The organism is Streptomyces sp. NBC_01261, assembly GCF_036226385.1.
Classification (GTDB): Bacteria; Actinomycetota; Actinomycetes; order Streptomycetales; family Streptomycetaceae; genus Streptomyces.
Map to the genome: position 1 here is coordinate 3,922,351 of NZ_CP108463.1, position 20,293 is coordinate 3,942,643.

A 20,293-nucleotide genomic window follows, 5' to 3' on the forward strand; every position below is an offset into this window, starting at 1 on the left:
AACGCTTTACTGCCTGTTGACGGACGTCAGACTAACCGGCCGCGCGCGCCCGTAGTGCGGCGACCACCCACGCGAACTCCGGCCGGTGCGCCGCCGCGGGCCCGCCGCCCTTCACCGTGGCCAGCAACTCCCGGTAGCGGGCGAGCCGTTCGTTGGACGCCGACTCCATCCGTTCGAGTACGGCGGCCGGGTCACCGCCGTCGCCCAGCACCTCCCGCAGGATCGCCTCGGCCTCCGGCGACCCGGGGGCGATGCCCCGCTCCCTGGCCTCCGCACCCAGTTGCACCAGCCGCATGGGAAACCAGGTGGACCGGCCGCGGACGGCGGCGCGCTCCTGGTCCGAGGCGTTGAACTCGACGGCCTTGCGCATCTGCGCCCGGAACTCCGGGTCCTGCACCATCTCCGCCAACTCCACCCAGGCGTCGACCTGTTCGGGGGTCGGGTCGTCGGGCAGATCCACCGCGATGGAGCGCATCCGCTCCTTGATGCACGGATCGACGGCGTCGAGTTCGTGGAACAGTTCCTCCACGAACTCCTCCATGATCCGCCTGCGTTCGGCCGCCGACAGCCGTGCGAGTTTGTTCATGAGCGTCATCTCCTCCGCGGTCGAACCGCGTCTCGCGACGGTCGACAGCACCGCCCGGGTCACCCTCAGCGACCTGATCTGCGCGTCCAGCGCCACCACATGCGCGGCGGCCACCTCCGCGACCGTCGTCTCCCCGGCCAGCACCTTGCGTACGTCGGCCAGGCCGAGGCCCAACTCCCGGAGGGTGCGGATCAGTTCGAGACGCGCGGCGCACTCGGCGTCGTAGAGCCGATAGCCGCCCGCGGAGCGGGTCACCGGGGTGAGGACGCCCTCGTCGGACCAGTAGCGGATGGTGCGCACGGTCAGTCCGGTAGACCTGGCCAGCTCCCCGATGGTGAGGAGTCCGGTGCCGTCGTACGGGGGGTGTGGGGGGTCTCCCCCCGGATAGAGCAGCATGTCTGTGAGTGTGGGCCTTCCAGTGGGTGGAGACTCAAGCGGCGCAAGGAGCCTGGTGATGGAGACTCTTCGGGACATTCTCGACGCGGTGGCCCGGGACGACCTCCCGCCGGCGGACGGCCGCGTGACCGTCGTACCGCAGCTGTCCGGGCGGGACGCGGGAGTGCTCGCCTTCACCGCGCACGCCGTCGTCTTCATCGACGAGGACCCGCGGTGGGTCCACGACACCCTCGCCGCCGTTCCGTGCGACGCGCTCGCGGCACCGATGAACCCGTGGTTCCTGACGGCCCTGCTCGACCGTACGGGCCGCAGGGCGGAGACGATCGACGCGATGCTCGTGGGTTCCCCGCTGCCGGGCGAACCCCCGCTGCCCCTGCGGGAGATCGCGGACGGCGACCATCCGCGCATCGTGTACGCCCGCGGCCGGCGCGACGACGTCCGCGCGTGGACGACGGAGGGGGGCGTGATCGTACTGGGGCGCGGGGTCGGGGGCCGGCTTGAGGTCTCCGTCGAGATCGACGAGGACGTACGGCACCGGGGGCTGGGCCGCGCCCTGGTGGCCGCCGCCCGTCACCTCACCGCCGAGCCGCTGTGGGCGCAGGTCGCACCGGGGAACGCCCGCAGCATGCGGGCGTTCCTGGCGGCGGGCTACCGTCCGGTGGGGTCGGAGGCGGTGCTGCTCAGCGCCCGCTAGACCGTACTCGTACCGGATGAGACGCGGCGGGTCTCAGCGGAAGATGCCCGTGTGGCCCAGCGAGTAGCGGCCCGGCTGCGGGTACACCGCGAGGCCGTGCGGGCCGCCGCCGACCTTGATGCGGGCGAGCTGCGTGCCGGTGCGGGTGTCGATGGCGTAGACCTCCGAGTTGTAGCGGCCGGAGAGCCACAGGACCTTGCCGTCGGCCGAGACGCCGCCCATGTCGGGGCTGCCGCCGTTGGGGAGGTGCCACTTCTTGGTGAGCTTGTTCTTGGTGAAGTCGAAGATGGAGATGGTGCCTTCGCCGCGGTTGGAGATGTACATCTCGCGCGAGTCCCGGCTGATGTACAGGCCGTGGCAGCCCTTGCCGGTGGGCAGGAAGTCCGGCTTGGCGAAGGTGTCGCCGTTCAGGACCCACATGCCGTTGGCCATCATGTCGGCGATGTAGAACCTCTTGCCGTCCGGCGAGATCTTGACGTCCTGCGGCATCGAGCCGTGGAACGGCAGTTTCTGCTGCCCGATGACCTTCATCTTCTCGGTGTCGACCTTGAGCAGCTCACCGCTGAACTCGCAGGAGACGATGAAGTACCGGCCGTCCGGGGAGAAGTCGGCGTGGTTGACGCCGTAGCAGCCGACGTGGACCGCCTTCACCGTCTTCATCGTGTGCGCGTCCCGGAACACCAACTGCCGGTCCAGCGAGGCCATGACGATCGCGTACTTCCCGTTGGGCGTGAAGTACAGGTTGTACGGGTCGTGCACGTCGACGGGCTTGCCCGCCCTGCCCGTCCGCGGGTCGATCGGGGTGAGGGTGTTGCCCCGGTCGTTGTTGACCCACAGGGTCTTCAAGTCCCAGGAGGGGACGACGTGTTGGGGCTGGACACCGACCGGGATGGTCTCGACGACCTTGTACGTCCTCGGGTCGATCACCGAGACCGTGTTGGAGTTGGTGTTGGGGACGTAGACCCGAGAGGGGAAGTCCCGTACGACCGGGGAGAGTTGGTTGGGGCGGTCGGCCGCGTACACGTCGGCCGGGTCGAGCACCGGCGGCATTCCGGGCAGCGCCCGCGCGACCTGCGCCTTCTGCTGCTGCTGCGGCTGGAGCGCGGCCTTGGTGCCGAGGGCCTCGTCGGCGTGGTCCTGCGAACCGCAGCCGGCGAGGGCGGCAAGGGCGATCCCGGCGACGAGGGCGCGGGTGAGGGGGATGTGTCGCATCAGCTCAGCAGCTCCGTGGTCGTCACCGCGCGCAGTCCGCGGCGGTGGAGTTCATCCAGTACGGCGGGGAGCGCGGCGACCGTGTCGGCGTACCCGAAGTGCATGCTGACGACCGACCCGTTGCGGACCTCGGCGAGCACCTTGCGGGTGACGGCGGGGGCGCCGGGTGCGGTGAAGTCGAGGGAGTCGACGTCGTAGGACAGCACGTGCGGGTAGCCCACGCGGTGGGCCAGGCGCTGGACGAGCGGGGACGCGGCCGGGGCGCGCGAGGGCCTGAACCAGGTGCCGATCGAGCCGGTGAGCCGCTTGAGGCGGTCGGCGCAGCCGGTGATCTCGGCCAGCGCGTCGGTCTCGGACAGGGTGTTGACGGCGATGTGCCGCTGGGTGTGGTTGCCCAGGTCGTGGCCGCCGTCGAGGATGCGGCGGGCCATCTCGGGGTGGGTGTCGAGCCAGGTCCCGACGGCGAGGACGGTGATGTGCGCGCCGTGTTTCTCGGCCTCGGTGAGAAGGGCGGTGGCGATCTTGGGGTCGCCCTGCCCGTGGAAGGTGAGCGCGACCTTGGGGTGGTCGCGGGGTCCGTGGGTGATCTGCGCGGGCTGCTGGGGGAAGGCGCGGGGGGCGGGTGCGGGGGGCGGCGTCGCCCTGGCGGCGGGCGCGGGTCCGCTGGCGGGGGCGGCGGCAGGTGCGGTGGAGCCGGTCGTGGCACACCCGGCGGCAAGAGCGCCCCCGGCGACAAGCCCGGCACCCGCACGCAACGCCGTACGGCGGTCGGTCGTGGTCACCCGCCCCATTTAAGGGGCGCCGAGTAAGAAACCGGGGCATTAACCCGTACGGGGGACCCGCACGGGTCGCGCCCCGAACGGAGTTCCGTGACAGGGCTCTCAGCCGACCGAAAGCAATCAACTCCGGTCCGGCGCACCCCCAAGGGGCGCGGGGAACCGCGCGACCAGCCACAGCGCGCCTGCGGAAAACCGACAACCTGACCCGGCATCCACAGCGGTTCGCTCAACGATCAGAGACGCGCATCTCGAACCAAGTCGTCTTTCCGCGGGGCAGCAAATCCACGCCCCACCGATCGGAGAGCTTGTCGACGAGGAACAACCCCCGCCCGCTCAGATCCATCTCCTGAACCGGCATCAGACACGGCAGCCCACGCGAGGGATCACGAACCTCAACCCGGATCCACCCCCGCCGCCGCTTCATCCGCAGCCCGAACACCCGCGCACCGGTGTGCCGGACGGCGTTTCCGACAAGCTCCGAGACAAGTAAGACGGCGTCCTCGGTCAGTTTCGGACTGAGCCCCCAGTGCCGCAGAACGACGATCTGGGTGAGCCGGCGGGCCGTCGCCGCGGACTCCGGACGGGACGGCAGCGGAACCTCCGCCTCCGTCGGATTGCCGAACAACTCGATCGCCTTGAGCGCCCGCTCGTCCTCGACCGCAGGCGACCAGCGCGCCGCGGTCGCACGGCCTTGTCCCCGCGGCTGTCCGATACCTTCCAGCCCCGCCATGCGTCCATCATGGCCGCCCCGAACGGGCTCCGGGGCGGTTCCGGAGGAATACGCCCCCCGGAAGCCTCCGTTCCGCGACATCCGATTGGCATGTGCCAACGGCATTTCAGGGCTCGCGACAGCCCCTCCGACCTGCGGTGAAGGCTCTGTTGGAGGCAATCGACAGGCTCCCTCGACAAGGCAGGCTTAAGGTCACGTTAAGGTTCCCATAAACCGCGCCGCCGAGGGGCCCGTATGAGACATCACGTCAATTGCAAGTGGTTGAGCGGTATTTGACGGTCCGGTTCACCTGAACTTGGCCTTGCCGGGGCCCTCTTCGACGAAGCTCCGCATCCCGCGCTCACGGTCCTCGGTCGCGAACAGCCCCGCGAACCACGTGCGTTCGACGGCCAGCCCGGTCTCGATGTCCGTCTCCAACCCCGTGTCGATCGCCTCCTTCGCGGCACGCAACGCGATCGCCGGACCCTGCGCGAGCTTCGCCGCCCACGCATACGCCTCGGCATACACGTCGGCAGCGGGCACCAGCCGGTCCACCAGACCCAGTTCGAGCGCCTCATCGGCCTTGACCATCCGACCCGTGAAGACCAGGTCCTTCGCCTTCGAGGGACCGATCAGCCGCGCCAGCCGCTGCGTACCACCAGCCCCCGGAATCAACCCCAGCAGAATCTCCGGCTGCCCCAACCTCGCGTTGTCCGCCGCGATCCGGAAGTCCGCACACAACGCCAACTCGCAACCCCCACCCAGCGCATAGCCCGTGATCGCCGCGACCACCGGCTTCGGAATACGGGCCACCGCCGTGAACGACTCCTGCAACGCCCGCGACCGCACGACCATCCCCGCATGGTCCATCCGCTGCATCTCCTTGATGTCCGCACCCGCGGCGAACACCTTCTCCCCGCCGTAGACCACCACGGCCCGCACATCGTCGCGACGCGAGACCTCCTCGGCGAGTTCCTTGAGGCGGTCCTGGGTGGCGACGTCCAGCGCGTTCATCGGCGGGCGGTCGAGGCGGATGGTGCCGACGCCCTCGGCGACTTCGAGATTCACGGTCATGGGGGCATTATCGGGGGTCTGGGGGTCGTCCCCCAGATGGGCGCAGCACGCGCGCCAACACCTGCGGGCCCGGTGCTGTGTGTCACAGCACCGGGCCCGCAGGTCAGGCCAACTCAGCCCAGCTCAACTCCCGTAAGGCTTACGCCTTCCACTTCGCCCACGACATGTTCCAGCCGTTGAGCCCGTTGTCCGGCGCCACGGTCTCGTCGTTGGAGTGCTTGACGACGACCACGTCGCCGATCATCGAGTGGTTGTAGAACCAGGCGGCCGGCACGCTGCTGCTGTAACCGCCCTTGACGTCCTGGAGGCCGACGCAGCCGTGGCTGGCGTTGTAGTTGCCGAAGGCGCCGCCGCCCCAGTAGTTGCCGTGGATGAAGGTGCCGGAGTTGGTGAGGCGGATGGCGTGCGGGACGTCCTTGATGTCGTACTCGCCGCCGTAGCCGACCGTTTCACCGTTCATCCGGGTCACTTCGAGCTTCTCGCTCATGACCATCTGGCCGTTCCAGGTGTCGTAGCCGGGCTTGCCGGTGGTGACCGGGATGGTCCTGACGGTCCTGCCGTCCTGGGTGACCTTCATGGTGTGCTTCTTGGCGTCGACCACGGAGACCTGGTTGCGGCCGATGGTGAAGGAGACCGTCTTGGTCTGCTTGCCGTAGACGCCCGGGCGGCCCTCGACGCCGTCGAGGTTGAGCTTGACGGTGACCTTGGTGCCGGACTTCCAGTAGTTCTCGGGGCGGAAGTCGAGGCGGTCGTTGCCGAACCAGTGACCCTCGACGTCGACGGCCGGCACGGTCGTGATGGTGATGGCCTTCTTCACGTCGTCGGGGTGCGTGATGCCCCGGGTGAAGTTGACCGAGAACGGCATCCCGACGCCGACCGTGGAGCCGTCCTCCGGGGTGAAGTCGCCGATGAAGGTGTTCTTCGGGGTCAACGTGGTGAAGCTGGAGTCCTCGGCGGCGACCCGGCCGTCGGAGTCCTTGGCGACCGCGTGCACGGTGTACTTGGTGGCGGCGGCCAGGTGCGTGGCCGGCGTCCAGCTCGCGCCGCCGCCGGTGATCGCGCCGGAGACCTTGGCGCCGTCGGTGTCCTTGACCTCGACCTCGGTCAACTTGCCCTTCGCGGCGCTGATCTTGAGGGCGCCGCTGGTGTCGACGGACTTCGAGCCGTTCTTCGGGGCGATGGTGACGACCGCCTGCGACTGCTTGGTCTCGGCCGTGTCCGACCCCTTGGCCTTGCTGTCGCTGGAGCCGGACCCGGAGTTGGAACCGCCGCCTCCGCACGCGGTGACGGCGAGCAGCAGCACGCCGAGTATCAGCGCCAGCAGTCCCTTGTTTCTCCGGCCGCGCGCGTCAACCGACGCCCCCGATATCGGTCGCACGTTCAAGACTTTCTCCCCTCGCCGGGCCCGGTCCGGCCCGCACCCCTTCGCGCATCTGACGTGCACGTCCGCGCATATTAACCGCCAGGTTTTGAGCTTCATGTCAGGCGAGTGTCACCATTCGGTCGCAACTTCAACTGCCGCCTGACACAGGGACCCGGCGCCTTCCCGGGTCACCTCAGCGCACTGCCCGCCTTCCACTCCCTCCAACCCATGTTCCACCCGCCGAGGCCATTGTCCGGAGCGACCTGTTTGTCGTTGCTGTGCACAACCTCGACGACGTCCCCGACGATGCTGCGGTCGAAGAACCATCCGGCGGGGGTGTCCGAGCTGCCGCCCTTGACGTCCCGCAACCCGACGCACCCGTGGCTGACGTTGACGCGTCCGGGGGCGGTCGGCGCCCAGTAGTTGCCGTGCAGGAAGGTGCCGGAGTCGGTGAGCTTCATGGCGTGCGGGACGTCGGGGATGTCGTACTCGCCGCCGAAGCCGACCGTGCGGCTGTTCATGCGGGTCACCTCCAGCATCTCCATGACCACCATTTTCCCGTTGTACGTGGTCTTCCCGGGGGCGCCGGCCGTGATCGGCACGGTGGCCAGCAGGTCGCCGTCGCGCCGCACCTCCATGGTGTGCTTGGCGGCGTCGACGAGGGAGACCTGGCTGCGGCCGACGGTGAAGGAGAACGTCCTGTACTGGAGGCCGTAGACGCCCTGTGCCCCTTCCACGTCCCGCAGGCGGAGGGAGACGGTGACCTGGGTGCCGGGTTTCCAGTAGGTCTCGGGGCGGAGGTCGAGGCGGGTCCTGCCGAACCAGTGCGGGCGGATCTCGACGGCCGGTTTCGCGGTGACGTGGATCGCGCGCTCGACGGCGGCCCGGTTCTCGATCTCCCGGTTGAAGCCGAGGGAGACGATCATCCCGGTGCCGACGGTGGCACGGTTCTCCGGGGTGACGTAGGCGATGAACCGCTCGTCGGGGACGTAGGTCGTGAACGTGGTGTGCCGGGCGGAGCGGCGGCCGTCGCCGTCGAGGGCGACCGCGTCGACGGTGTACTCGGCGGCCAGCGCGAGCTTCCCGTCCTCGGGTTCCCAGCGCAGTCCGTCGTCGGAGATGTGGCCGGGGACGGGGGTGTCCTGGGCGTCCTGCTCCTTCACGACCTGCACGGACTCCAGCCGCCCGCTGGGCACCCGGACCAGGAGCCGCTGGTCGGGTTTCACCGCCTTGCCGGCGTCCTCGGGCGAGATCCGGATCACATCCTCGGGCGACGGTGCCTTGCCGAAGATCTCGCCGATACCGCCCCCGCCCGAGCCGTCCGAAGTACAGCCGGTGGCTCCGGCCAGCAGTCCTGCCCATGTCAGTACGGCGGCCAGTGCGACCCCCGCGCGTCGCGCGCGCCCTTGTGCATGCCTCACGGGGTGCCCAACGAGCGGGCACGCTCCGGGGAAACGTGAGTGCGACCCAAGCTCTGGGCAGAACAGTGGGGAGGATGACAGGACAGGGGCTCGCGAACGGGACGTCGCGCGGTCTTCACCTCGTCGTTCCATGAGCCGCGGGAGGCCGGACGGTGTCGAGCGCAGCCGAGCAGGAGGCCGTGCAGGAGGGGCGCGTCGACGACGGCGTGCCGATGGAGCGAGCCGTCGTCGAGGCGGCCGTGCCGTCGCCGCGCGCCGCGCCCGTCCTGACCGGCGCCCCGCACACGGGACCGCCGGTGCCCGTGTGGCCGGGGACGCCGATGCCGTTGGGGGCCCGGTACCGGGTCGGCCCGGACGGGGTGGCGGGCACCAACTTCGCGCTGTGGGCGGGGGGTGCGGAGGCGGTCGAGCTGTGTCTCTTCGACGCGGAGGGCGTGGAGACGAAGGTGCCGCTGACCGAGCTGACGCACGAGATCTGGCACGGCTTCCTGCCGGGCGTGCTGCCCGGACAGCGCTACGGCTTCCGGGTGCACGGCCGCTGGGACCCGTGGACCGGCGCCCGCTGGAACCCGGCGAAGCTGCTCCTGGACCCCTACGCCCGCGCGGTGGACGGCGAGTTCGGGCTGCCGCCCGAGGTGTACGCGCACGTCCGCGACTGGCCGCAGCAGCAGGTCGCGGACACCGTGCGCGACGACCGCGACTCCGCCCCCCACGTCCCGAAGGGCGTCGTCGTCCACGACGACACCACCGACGACGAGTGGATGGACGACCGCCGCCCGAAGACACCGTGGGCGGACTCGGTCATCTACGAACTCCACGTCGGCGGCTTCACCAGACTGCACCCCGGGATACCCGAGGAACTCCGGGGCACCTACGCCGGGTTGGCGCACCCGGCGGCCATCGAGCACCTGGTGAAGCTGGGCGTGACGGCCGTGGAACTGCTCCCCGTCCACCAGTTCGCGCACGAGGACCATCTGCTGCGCAGGGGGCTCAAGAACTACTGGGGTTACAACTCCATCGGCTACTTCGCCCCGCACGCGGGCTACGCGGCGACCGGTACCGCCGGGCAGCAGGTCGGCGAGTTCAAGCGGATGGTGCGGGCGCTGCACGAGGCCGGGATCGAGGTCATCCTCGACGTGGTGTACAACCACACCGCGGAAGCGGGCGAGTTGGGCCCGATGCTGTCGCTCAAGGGCATCGACAACCGCGGCTACTACCGCCTCCAGAGCGACGCCCGCCGCTACACGGACTACACCGGCTGCGGCAACACCCTGCACGTCGTCCAGCCGCACGTGCTCCGGCTGATCACCGACTCCCTGCGCTACTGGGTCACCGAGATGGGCGTCGACGGCTTCCGCTTCGACCTCGCGGCGGCGCTGGCCCGCTCGATGCACGACGTCGACATGCTGTCCCCGTTCCTCGCGGTGATCGCCCAGGACCCGGTGCTACGACGGGTGAAGCTGATCGCCGAGCCCTGGGACGTCGGCTCGGGCGGCTACCAGGTGGGCGCGTTCCCGCCCCTGTGGACGGAGTGGAACGACCGCTACCGCAACGCCGTCCGGGACTTCTGGCGGGGCGCTCTGCCGGACGTACGGGACCTCGGGTACCGGCTGTCGGGATCCAGCGACCTGTACGCGTGGGGCGGCCGTCGCCCCTACGCCTCGGTCAACTTCGTCACCGCGCACGACGGTTACACCCTCCGCGACCTCGTGTCGTACGAGCGCAAGCACAACGAGGCCAACGGCGAGGGCAATCGGGACGGGACCGACGACAACCGCTCCTGGAACTGCGGGGTCGAGGGCGAGACCGACGACGAGCGCGTGAAGGCGCTGCGGCGACGGCAGTTGAGGAACCTCCTCACCACCCTCCTCCTCTCCACGGGCGTGCCGATGCTGGTCGCGGGTGACGAGCTGGGGCGGACGCAGCGGGGCAGCAACAACGCCTACTGCCAGGACAACGAGATCAGTTGGGTGGACTGGGGCCTGCGGGAGGACCCCGGCTGGGCGGCGCTGACCGACCTCACCGCCCGGCTGATCGACCTGCGCCACCGTCACCCGGTGCTGCGCCGCCGGGCGTTCTTCTCCGGGCGGGCCCATTCGGCGGACGGCATAAGGGACTTGGCCTGGTTCACCGAGCGCGGCACGGAGATGACGGAACGGGACTGGTACGCGCCCGCCGCCACCCTCGGCATGTACCTCTCGGGCCGGGACATCCCCGGCCGCGACGAACGCGGCGCCCCGATCGTCGACGACAGCTTCCTCGCCGTGCTGCACGCGGGCCACCGGCCGGTGAGTTTCGTGCTGCCGGGGCCGCCGTGGGCGGACCGGTACGAGGTGGTCGTCGACACGTCACGGGAGGAGCAGGGGGAGGCGCCGGGGGTGGTGCACCGGGCGGGGGCGGCGATCACGGTGCCGGCGCGGGCCGTGCTGTTGCTGAAGGTCGGCTGAGGGACGGCTGAGGGGCGAGCGGGGTTCCGGCCGGGGTGACGTTTCAGGTCCGTGAACTCCCGGGCGGACGGCTGGGCTTGGGGTGGGCCCGGTGATCACATGGAGGGCACGCCCCCCACGGCTTCCGCTGTCTCCCGCCGTCTTCCCCACAAGGACCTCTCATGCCCGAGATATCCCGCCGCGCCTTCGGCGGCCTGGTCGGCGGCGGTGCCGTCACCGCCGTCGCCGGTACGGCCACCACCGCCGAGGCCGCCGAACCCGCCCCCGCCGAGCGCCCGTTCACGGCCCGCCCCGGCACCTCCGGCAAGCGGCCCAACCTCCTCGTCATCCTCGGCGACGACCTCGGCTGGGCCGACCTCTCCGCCTACGGCGCCCCGCACATCAGGACGCCGAACCTGGACCGGCTGGCCCGGCAGGGCGTGCGGTTCACCGACGCGTACTCGGGCTCGGCGACCTGCTCCCCGACCCGGTTCAGCCTCTACACCGGGCGATATCCGGGCCGTACTCCGGGCGGGTTGGCCGAACCGATCGCCAACAGGACACAGGGACTTGACCCGAGCCACCCCACCCTCGCCTCCCTGTTGAAGAAGGCCGGTTACTCCACCGCCCTCATCGGCAAGTGGCACTGCGGCTGGCTGCCCGACTACAGCCCCACCAAGTCGGGTTGGGACGAGTTCTTCGGCAACCACGGGGGCGTGCTGGAGTACTTCTCCAAGCTCGGCCAGCTCGGCGACTACGACCTGTACGAGGGCGACGCCACCTACGAGGACCTGCGCTACTACACGCAGGTGCTGACCGAGCGGGCGGTGGAGTACGTCGGCCGCAAGCACCACGAACCCTGGCTGCTGAACCTCAACTTCACCACCCCGCACTGGCCTTGGCTCGCGGAGGGCGACGAGGAGACCGGCGCCGGGATCGCCGCGAAGATCCGGGCGGCCACGACCCCGGCCGGGATCACCGCCGCGCTGCTGCACAACGACGGCGGCTCGGTCGCCAAGTACACGGAGATGGTGCAGAGCCTCGACGCGGCCGTCGGCGAGGTGCTCACCGCGCTGCGCCGGTCCGGGCAGGAGGAGAACACGCTGGTGTACTTCGCCAGCGACAACGGCGGTGAACGCTGGTCGTACCTCTGGCCGTTGAGCGGCGAGAAGTCCTCCCTGCTGGAGGGCGGCATCCGGGTCCCGACGATCGTCCGCTGGCCGCACCGCGTCGACGGCAACCAGGTCAGCCACGAGCCGAACTTCTCCCCCGACTGGACGGCGACCTTCCTGGAGCTGGCCGGCGCCCGCCCCGACCCGGCGTACCCGCTGGACGGCACGAGCCTGGCGGGCTATCTCCTGAAGGGCGAACAGCCGCCCGAGCGGGCGCTGTTCTGGCGGGTGCGGGCCAACCGGGCGCTGCGGCGCGGGGATTGGAAGTACTACCGGGACGCCGACGGCGACGACCATCTGTACGACCTCGCCGCCGATGTCCGTGAACAGGCCGATCTCGCCCCGGACAAGCCGGAGTTGCTCGCCGAACTGAAGGCGGCCTGGGAGAAGACCGCCTCCGGTCTTCTCCCCTATCCGAGCTAGCCGAGAATCCCCCGGTCGTACGCCACCGCGACCGCCGCCGCGCGGTCCTTGACGCCCAACTTGCCGTACAGGTGGGTGAGATGGGTCTTCACGGTCGCCTCGCTGATGAAGAGTTCGCGGGCGATCTCGCGGTTCGAGGTGCCCTTGGCGACCAGGGCCAGGACCTCGCGTTCGCGGGTGGAGAGCGGTTCGTTGCCCGGGGACTGGGGGCTGCGGACCGCGGAGACCAGGCGGGAGGCGACGGCGGGTGAGAGGACCGTGCGGCCCTCCGCCGCCGCGCGGACCGCGGTGAACAACTCGTCGCGCGGGGCGTCCTTCAGCAGATAGCCCGTCGCGCCCGCCTCGATCGCGGGGAGGGTGTCGGAGTCGGTGTCGTACGTCGTCAGGACGAGCACCTTCGCGCGGGCGGCGCGCCGGGTCAGTTCGCGGATGGCGTCGACGCCCGCGCCGCCCGGCATCCGCAGGTCCATCAGGATGACGTCGGGGTCGAGGTCGGCGGCCCGCTGCACGGCCTCGACGCCGTTGGACGCCTCGCCCAGGACGCGGAATCCGGGCGCGGACTCGAACATGCCGCGCAGACCGTCCCGTACTACGGGATGGTCGTCGACGATCAACAGGGAGATCAGCAACTCGTCACTCATGGCGGACCAACGGTACGCGAGCCGACAGGGCCGTGCCGTGACCGGGCTCGGCCTCGATCGTGAGGGAGCCCGCGACGCGTTCGGCGCGGGCGCGCATGCCGTCGAGGCCGAAGCCGCCGGTGCGGGTGCGTTCGGGGAGGGCCAGCGGGTCGAAGCCCTGTCCGTCGTCGCGGATGTCGAGGATGACCTCATCGCCCAGGAAGGAGAGGGTCACGCCGACGCGGGTGGCGCGGGCGTGCCGGGCCGCGTTCGACAGGGCCTCCTGCGCGATGCGCAGCAGGGTCGCCGAGATCTCGTCGTGGAGCTGCTCGGTGATGCCGGTGACGGTGAACTCGGCGCGGACGCCGGTGCGTTCACCCCACTCCGCGACCGTGTTCTTCAGGGCCTCGGGCAGTCCGTCGTTCTCCAGCGCGATGGGCGCGAGGTTCTGCACGGAGCGGCGGGCCTCGCCGAGGCTGTGCCGGGCGAGCGCGGAGGCACGTTCGAGGTGGGTGCGGGCGGTCGTCAAGTCGGGTGCGTTGGCCACGACTTGGAGCTGGGCGATGATGCCGGTCAGGCCCTGGGCGATGGTGTCGTGGATCTCGGCGGCGAGCCTACGGCGCTCGTCCGCGACCCCTGCTTCCCTTGCCTGCACGAGGAGTTGGGCGTGCAGGGCGGCGTTCTCGTCGAGGGCCTGTTGCAGGGCGGTGTTGGTGCGTTCGAGTTCGGTGATGGTCTCGTTGCGCTCGCGGGAGCGCTCCGACTCCTGCTGGGTGAGATGCGCGATCGCCATCTGCAGACCGGAGTTGGCGGCCACGAGTGCCACGAAGAGGACCCATTGGAGCCCGCTCCCGAACGGCATCCCGCCGGCCTGCGCTCCGGCCACGGTGACCGCGCTCGCGAACAGTCCGACCCGCTGCGCCACCGTGCCCGGGATCAGTTCGTCGGCGTCCATGAAGCCGGAGGCGGCGTAGAACGCGAAGAACGGGTCGATCCAGGTGAGGACGAAGGCGATGGCCCAGCGGACGACGTAGTACGCCGTCCCGGCCCGCGACGGGGTCCGGCCTCGGTCGGGACGGCGGGAGCGGGTGCCGTGCCACCACAGCTGGAGGACGAGCGCGGCGCCGGCCAGCGACCAGCCGATCCACCACTGGGCGGCGGAGTAGTCGAACAGACCGGAGGAGGCGAGCGCGAGGACGACACTGACACCGAGCAGCCCGTACGGTCCCCAGGTGTGGAGCTGCTCCCAGCGCCGGTCGATCTGCCCGTCCTTGGTGGTCATCTCCCCAGTCTGCACGGCGGCTTCCCCTACTCCCAGCGGAACCAGCGCGAGGCGCCGGCCGTCAGCAGTACGGTCCAGGCCACCAGCACACCCAGGTGCGTCCAGCCCGGCCAGTTCCCCGCCGCCGCCCGGTTCAGGGCCTCGGCGGCGGCTCCGAACGGGGTGTAGCCGACGATGCGCGCCATCACGTCCGGCATGGAGTTCACCGGGAGCCACACGCCCGCGCAGAACATCATCGGGAAGAACACCGCCGACCCGATGGCACCGGCGATCTTCGTCGTCCGGGACAGCGCGGAGACCACGGAGCCCAGCGCGAGGGCGGCCAGGACCGCGAGGAGCAGGGCGAGGAGGTAGCCGCCGGGCTGCTTCGGCAGGCGTACGTCGAAGGCGAGCCGGCCGACGATCAGCGCGAGCAGGGCGGAGACGAGGGCCGCCGCGCCGTAGACCGCCATCTGCGCGGAGAGCAGGGCGGTCGGGCGGACCGGGGTGGTGGACATGCGGCGGAGGATGCCGCGTTCGCGGTAGCCGGTGATGTTCTGCGGCATCGACTGGAGCGCGCCGACGATCATGCCGAGCAGGACGGCGACCGGGACGTACACGTCGACGGTGCGCAGGCCGCCGAGGTCGGCGTCGTGCTCGCGGAAGCCGGGGATGGAACCCAGGATCACCAGCAGCAGGGTGGGGAACAGCAGGATCCAGAAGAGGGCGCCCGGTTCACGGCGGAAGAGCTTCAACTCGGTGCGCAGGACTGCGGTGTTCATGCGGAGACCTCCGTCAGGTCCAGGAACGCGTCGTCCAACGTGGCGTCGGACACGCGGAGTTGGTGGGCGGTGATGTGGTTGCGGGCGAGCAGGGTGATGACGGCGTTGACGGTCTCGTCGGAGCCGGAGAGCGTGACCCGGCCGTCCTTGCGCGTCACGGACGTGAGCGCGGGGAGCGCGTTCAGGTCACCGTCGTCCAGCGACGCGGAGGGCGTGAAGCTGATGACGGTGGAGCCCGCCGAGCGCCTGATCAGCCCGTCCGGGGTGTCCAGGGCGGCCACCCGGCCCTTGTCGATCACGGCGATCCGGTCGCACAGCCGCTGCGCCTCCTCCATGAAGTGCGTGACGAGCAGCACGGTGACCCCGCTCGCCCGCACGTCCTCGATCAGCTGCCAGGTGTCACGGCGGGCGCGCGGGTCGAGGCCCGTGGTGAGCTCGTCGAGGACGACGACGCGGGGGTTGCCGATCAGCGCGAGCGCGATGAACAGGCGCTGCTTCTGGCCGCCGGACAGCTTCGCGAAGCGGGTGGTCAACTTCGCGGTCAGGCCCAGGCGTTCGGCCAGCGGCTGCCAGTCGGCGGGGTGCGGATAGAAGGACGCGTACAGCTCCAGCGCCTCGCGGACGGTGAGCTTGGCCTGGAGCTCGCTCTCCTGGAGCTGGGCGCCGAGGACGCGGGCGACCTCCTCGTGGTCGGCGACGGGGTCGAGTCCGGTGACGCGGACCCGGCCCGCGTCCGGGACCCGCAGACCCTCGACGCACTCGACGGTGGTGGTCTTGCCGGCGCCGTTCGGGCCGAGGATCCCGAAGATCTCGCCCTCCTCGACGGCGAACGAGACCCCGTCCACGACGGCCCGGCCGCCGTAGGACTTCCGTAGTGCGGTGACTTCGATGACAGGAGTGGCTGACATGTACCGAGGGTCCCGCCCGAGCCGGGCCCGGCACATCGGCCATCGCGCTCGAAGGGACATCAACCGATCGGTTGATGCGGCCCTACGACCCCTCGAACACCCAGGTCGTAGGACCAACGGCCGATCCGGGTCCGGCCAAAACTCGGTGGGCACTGTCAGTGGTGGTCCGTAGGCTCGCCCGTGATGTCGACGACACATGCACCCACCGAAGACGGCACCGACCGCACCGACCGGTCCGACCGTTCCGCGATCCGTACGCTCGCGCGGCTGTGGCCGTACGTCCGCCCCGTGCGGGTACGGCTGTCCGCCGCGGCCGGGGTCGCCGTCGTCGCGTCCTGTACGGGACTGGTGTTCCCGCTCGTCCTGAAGTGGATGGTGGACGGGCCGGTCGCCGACCGGGACACGGCGGGTGTGTGGCTCGGGGCGCTGTATCTGCTGCTGCTCGGGATCGCGGAGGCGGTCCTGTTCGGGCTGCGCCGGTGGCTGGTCGCAAGGCCGCTGTCGCACGTCGAGGCGGAGATGCGGGCGGACCTGTACCGGCATCTGCAACGCCTGCCGGTGTCCTTCCACGACAGATGGCCGTCGGGCCAGCTCCTCTCCCGGGGCACGACCGACCTGATGCTGCTCCGGATGTTCCTCGCCTTCCCTCTGACGTTCCTGCTGGTCAACGCCGTGACGATCCTGGTGGGCGTGATCATCATGCTGCTCCAGGACTGGACACTGGGGCTGGTGATCCTCGGGCCCGCCCTACCGGTGGTCATCACGTGCGTGATCTTCGAGCAGCGGTACGCGCACGTGGCCCGCCGCGCCCAGGACCAGGTCGGCGACCTGACGACGGTCGTCGAGGAGAGCGTCCTCGGCATCCGCATCATCAAGGGCTTCGGCCGCCACCGCACCCAGGCCCGCGCCTTCCGCGACCTCTCCCGCACCCTGCGCGGCACCGAACTCCACAAGGCCCGACTCCTCGCCGCGATCTGGGGCGTCATCGTGACCCTCCCCGAACTCGCGCTCGGGGCCGCGCTGGTGGTGGGGACGGTGCAGGTCGCGGACGGGGGTCTGTCGGCGGGCACGCTGGTGGCGTTCCTGTCCACGGCACTCGCGCTGCGCTGGCCGGTGGAGTCGATCGGCTTCCTGCTGGCGATGAGCCAGGAGGCGGCGACGGCGACGGAGCGGTTCTTCGAGGTGATGGATGAATCACCGGAAGCGGAGGCGCCCTGCAGGGGCGCGGGGCTGTATCGAGATGCGACTCCGCCGCGGGGCGCGACCAGCCACAACGGACCCGCACCCGACAACGACGGCATCCGCTTCTCCTCAGTCTCCTTCCGCTACCCCGACGCCCCGCCCGATTCCCCACCGACCCTCGACCGCATAGACCTGCACATCAGACCCGGCGAGTCCATGGCCCTGGTAGGCGCGACAGGCACCGGCAAGACCACATTGACGGCGCTCGTCCCCCGCCTCCACGAGGTGACCTCCGGCCGGATCACACTGGACGGCAAGGACATCACCGCCATGCCCCGGGAAACGCTGCGCGCGATCGTCGCCGTGGCCTTCGAGGAACCGACGTTGTTCTCGGCCAGTGTCGGGGAGAACGTACTCATGGGAGCGGAAAAGGCGGCGGGAGAACCCGAGTTGGCACGAGCGCTGGCCGTAGCGCAGGCGGACTTCGTCCACGCGTTGCCCCAGGGCACGGACACCCAGGTGGGCGAACAGGGCCTGAGCCTCTCCGGCGGCCAACGCCAACGCCTCGCCCTGGCAAGGGCGGTGGTGGGCGAACCCCGCTTCCTGGTCCTCGACGACCCGCTCTCCGCACTGGACGTCCACACGGAGGCGGCCGTTGAGGCGGCCCTCCGCCAAGTCCTCGCCGACACAACGGCGTTGATCGTGGCCCACCGCCCGTCCACGGTCCTCCTCGCCGACCGCGTGGCCCTGCTGTCCGACGGCCGCATCACGGCGGTCGGCACCCACCAGGAACTCCTGCGGACGAACGCGGAGTACGCGTACCTGATGTCGGGCGCCGAGCGCCCCGAAGGGGCGCGGGGCGGTATCGACATGCGGCCCCGCCGCGGGGCGCGGCCAGCCCCCACCGACCCGCAGACACAGAACCGCCCAGCCGGTGAGCAGGAGGACGAACGATGACCGCCCCCACCACATCGGCGCCCACCACCGACAACACCCCCGACTCTCCGCACAAGCCCGCCGCGGGCGACCTCTTCGATCAGGACACCCTGCCCACTCCTCCCGGCGCGACCGCCACACTCCTGCGCTCCCTGCTCGCCCCGATGAAGGCACGCGTCACCGTCACGACCCTCCTCCTCCTGCTCCAGCAGGCGGCCGTACAGGTGGGCCCGCTCCTCGTGGCGTACGCCATCGACCGCGCGGTACCGGCGTTCCGGAATGACGACCACGGCCCGCTGATCGCCGTGGGAGCGGGTTACCTGCTCTGTGCGCTGCTCTCCGGCGGACTCCAGTACGCGTTCATCGGCGCCTCCGCCCGCGTCAACCAGGACGTGCTGCTCGATCTGCGCGGCCGTATCTTCCGGCACGCGCAGGCGCTCAGCATCGACTTCCACGAGCGGTACACGTCCGGTCGGCTCATCTCCCGTTCCACCACGGACATCGAGGCCCTGCGTGAACTGCTCAGCGAGGGACTCCAGGAACTGATCACGGTCATCCTGTCGTTCGTGTACATCTCGGCGATGCTGCTCTGGCTGGACCTCGGTCTGGGTGCGGTCGCGGTGGCGTCCTTCGTGCCGTTGTACCTGCTGGTGCGGGTCTATCAGCGGCGCGCGGTACGGGTGTACGCGATCCGGTCCACGGCGATCGCGCGCGTGATCGTGAAGTTCGTCGAGACGATGAACGGCATCCGCCCGGTCCGCGCGTTCCGCCGCGAGGCCGTGAACGACGCCGACTTCCAGGTCCTCAACCAACGGCACGAACGCTCCAACGGCGACGCCCTGTTGGAGATGGCCCGCTACGTCACCGGCTCCCGCCTGGTCGCCAACACGGCCGTCGCGGTGATCGTGCTGTGGGGCGCGACCCGGGTCGCGGACGGTTCGTTGGAGCTGGGTGTACTGGCCGCCGCGGTGCTGTACCTACGGCGGCTCTACGACCCGATCGACCGTCTCGGCATGTTCCTCAACTCCTACCAGTCGGCCGCGGCTTCCCTGGAGAAGATCGCGGGCCTGCTGGCCCAGACCCCGTCGGTCCCCGAACCCGCAACCCCCGTCCAGCTCCCGGCACTTGAGTCGGACCAGCCCGGCCGCGAGGTCGTCTTCGACGGCGTCCGCTTCGCCTACCGCACCGGCGGCGAGGTGCTGCCCGTCTTCGACCTCGCCCTCCCCGCCGGCCAGACGGTCGCCGTGGTCGGCTCGACGGGCGCGGGCAAGTCCACCCTGGCCAAGCTCCTCGCCCGCTTCTACGACCCCTCGGACGGGCGGGTCCTGCTCGACGGCGTCGACCTGCGCGAGCTGTCCGCGCCCGAACTGCGGCGCGGGGTGGTGATGGTGACGCAGGAGGCGTTCCTGTTCTCCGGCACGGTCGCCGAGAACATCGCGATCGGCCGCCCGGACGCCCCGCGTGAGGAGATCGAGCGGGCCGCGAAGGCGATCGGCGCGCACGACTTCATCAGCGCGCTGCCCGACGGCTACGACACGGACGTACGCAAGCGGGGCGGACGTATCTCCGCCGGTCAGCGCCAACTCGTCGCGTTCGCACGGGCGTTGCTCGCCGACCCCGCCGTCCTCATCCTCGACGAGGCGACCAGCTCCCTCGACGTCCCGGGCGAACAGGCCGTACAGCGCGCCATGTCGACGGTCCTGCGCGGCCGTACGGCGGTCGTCATCGCGCACCGGCTGTCCACGGTCGAGATCGCGGACCGGGTCCTGGTCATGGAACACGGCCGGGTCGTCGAGGACGGCACCCCGACCGAACTGATCGCGGGGACGGGCCGGTTCGCGGACCTGCACCGGGCTTGGCGGGAGAGCTTGGCGTGAGGACGGGGGCGTGGTCCCGCGGTGCGTGCAGCACTGCGCCGCGCATGGTCCTGCGCCACGCATTGGTCCTGCGCCACGCATGGTCCCGCGCCACGTGAAGTCCCGCGCCACGTATGGTCCCGCGCCACGTGCAGCCCCGCGCCACGTATGGTCCCGCGCCACGTGAAGTCCCGCGCCACGTGAAGTCCCGCGCCACGTGAAGTCCCGCGCCACGTATGGTCCCGCGCCGCGCGTAGTCCCGCGCCACGTGCAGCCCCGCGCCGCGTATGATCCCGCGCCACGTATAGTCCCGCGCCACGTATGGTCCCGCGCCACGCGTAATCCCGCGCCACGTGCAGCCCCGCGCCGCGTATGATCCCGCGCCACGTATAGTCCCGCGCCACGTATGGTCCCGCGCCACGCGTAATCCCGCGCCACGTGCAGCCCCGCGCCGCGCGTGCTCCCACGGCGCGCGTGCTCCCACGATGAGGGG

The 20,293-nt window shown here is 70.4% G+C and carries 16 protein-coding genes; 5 read left to right on the plus strand and 11 right to left on the minus strand.

Annotation, left to right across the window (positions count from 1 at the left end):
• Window positions 1-31: 31 nt before the first annotated feature.
• The gene (locus OG226_RS16835) at window positions 32-982 is read right to left on the minus strand and encodes a MerR family transcriptional regulator (protein ID WP_328678931.1); all 951 of its coding nucleotides are present in this window, start codon (window positions 980-982) and stop codon (window positions 32-34) included.
• Window positions 983-1,040: 58 nt separating this feature from the next.
• On the opposite strand from OG226_RS16835, the gene OG226_RS16840 reads away from it, so the two are divergent.
• A complete protein-coding gene (locus OG226_RS16840; RefSeq protein WP_328678932.1) occupies window positions 1,041-1,676 on the plus strand; it encodes a GNAT family N-acetyltransferase in 636 nt (211 codons plus the stop codon).
• 33 nt (window positions 1,677-1,709) lie between these two features.
• On the opposite strand, the gene OG226_RS16845 is transcribed toward OG226_RS16840, so the two are convergent.
• From OG226_RS16845 to OG226_RS16870, 6 genes are all read right to left on the minus strand, one after another.
• Window positions 1,710-2,888 (minus strand): YVTN family beta-propeller repeat protein, encoded by a 1,179-nt coding sequence (locus OG226_RS16845; protein WP_328678933.1) that lies wholly within the window; start codon window positions 2,886-2,888, stop codon window positions 1,710-1,712.
• On the minus strand, window positions 2,888-3,679 hold the full coding sequence (locus tag OG226_RS16850; RefSeq protein WP_329349354.1) for a polysaccharide deacetylase family protein: 792 nt from the start codon (window positions 3,677-3,679) through the stop codon (window positions 2,888-2,890). The genes OG226_RS16845 and OG226_RS16850 overlap by 1 nt, the downstream gene beginning before the upstream one ends.
• Window positions 3,680-3,893: 214 nt before the next feature.
• Complete coding sequence (locus tag OG226_RS16855; protein WP_033282803.1) at window positions 3,894-4,397, minus strand: ATP-binding protein; 504 nt, start codon at window positions 4,395-4,397, stop codon at window positions 3,894-3,896.
• 285 nt (window positions 4,398-4,682) lie between these two features.
• Entirely contained in the window at window positions 4,683-5,450 is a 768-nt protein-coding gene (locus OG226_RS16860; protein WP_329349355.1) for an enoyl-CoA hydratase/isomerase family protein, read from the minus strand.
• A gap of 139 nt (window positions 5,451-5,589) precedes the next feature.
• Window positions 5,590-6,834 (minus strand): L,D-transpeptidase, encoded by a 1,245-nt coding sequence (locus OG226_RS16865; RefSeq protein ID WP_328678936.1) that lies wholly within the window; start codon window positions 6,832-6,834, stop codon window positions 5,590-5,592.
• A gap of 167 nt (window positions 6,835-7,001) precedes the next feature.
• Window positions 7,002-8,234, minus strand: coding sequence for a L,D-transpeptidase (locus OG226_RS16870; RefSeq protein ID WP_329349356.1), 1,233 nt, complete (start codon window positions 8,232-8,234; stop codon window positions 7,002-7,004).
• A 152-nt stretch (window positions 8,235-8,386) separates the two neighbouring features.
• On the opposite strand from OG226_RS16870, the gene glgX reads away from it, so the two are divergent.
• Together glgX and OG226_RS16880 are read left to right on the plus strand one after the other, a co-directional pair.
• Window positions 8,387-10,681, plus strand: a complete 2,295-nt coding sequence (glgX, locus tag OG226_RS16875; RefSeq protein WP_328678938.1) for a glycogen debranching protein GlgX — start codon at window positions 8,387-8,389, stop codon at window positions 10,679-10,681.
• Window positions 10,682-10,842: 161 nt separating this feature from the next.
• Window positions 10,843-12,255, plus strand: a complete 1,413-nt coding sequence (locus OG226_RS16880) for a sulfatase family protein (protein WP_328678939.1) — start codon at window positions 10,843-10,845, stop codon at window positions 12,253-12,255.
• Here the strand turns inward: OG226_RS16880 and OG226_RS16885 are convergent.
• Genes OG226_RS16885 through OG226_RS16900 form a run of 4 tightly spaced genes read right to left on the minus strand, consistent with a single transcriptional unit; the run spans window position 12,252 to window position 15,826 of the window.
• Window positions 12,252-12,896: a response regulator transcription factor gene (locus tag OG226_RS16885; protein ID WP_328678940.1), complete on the minus strand. Its 645-nt coding sequence runs from the start codon at window positions 12,894-12,896 to the stop codon at window positions 12,252-12,254. The two genes, OG226_RS16880 and OG226_RS16885, sit on opposite strands and share 4 nt — an antisense overlap.
• Window positions 12,889-14,157: a sensor histidine kinase gene (locus OG226_RS16890; RefSeq protein WP_328678941.1), complete on the minus strand. Its 1,269-nt coding sequence runs from the start codon at window positions 14,155-14,157 to the stop codon at window positions 12,889-12,891. Before OG226_RS16890 ends, OG226_RS16885 begins: the two co-directional genes overlap by 8 nt.
• Before the next feature lie 26 nt (window positions 14,158-14,183).
• A complete protein-coding gene (locus OG226_RS16895; protein WP_328678942.1) occupies window positions 14,184-14,918 on the minus strand; it encodes an ABC transporter permease in 735 nt (244 codons plus the stop codon).
• On the minus strand, window positions 14,915-15,826 hold the full coding sequence (locus tag OG226_RS16900; protein WP_328678943.1) for an ABC transporter ATP-binding protein: 912 nt from the start codon (window positions 15,824-15,826) through the stop codon (window positions 14,915-14,917). The genes OG226_RS16895 and OG226_RS16900 overlap by 4 nt, the downstream gene beginning before the upstream one ends.
• A 183-nt stretch (window positions 15,827-16,009) precedes the next feature.
• Here OG226_RS16900 and OG226_RS16905 point away from each other — a divergent pair, with 183 nt between their 5' ends.
• Window positions 16,010-17,965 (plus strand): ABC transporter ATP-binding protein, encoded by a 1,956-nt coding sequence (locus OG226_RS16905; protein WP_328678944.1) that lies wholly within the window; start codon window positions 16,010-16,012, stop codon window positions 17,963-17,965.
• Window positions 17,962-19,821: an ABC transporter ATP-binding protein gene (locus tag OG226_RS16910; protein WP_328678945.1), complete on the plus strand. Its 1,860-nt coding sequence runs from the start codon at window positions 17,962-17,964 to the stop codon at window positions 19,819-19,821. Before OG226_RS16905 ends, OG226_RS16910 begins: the two co-directional genes overlap by 4 nt.
• Window positions 19,822-20,293: the final 472 nt, after the last annotated feature.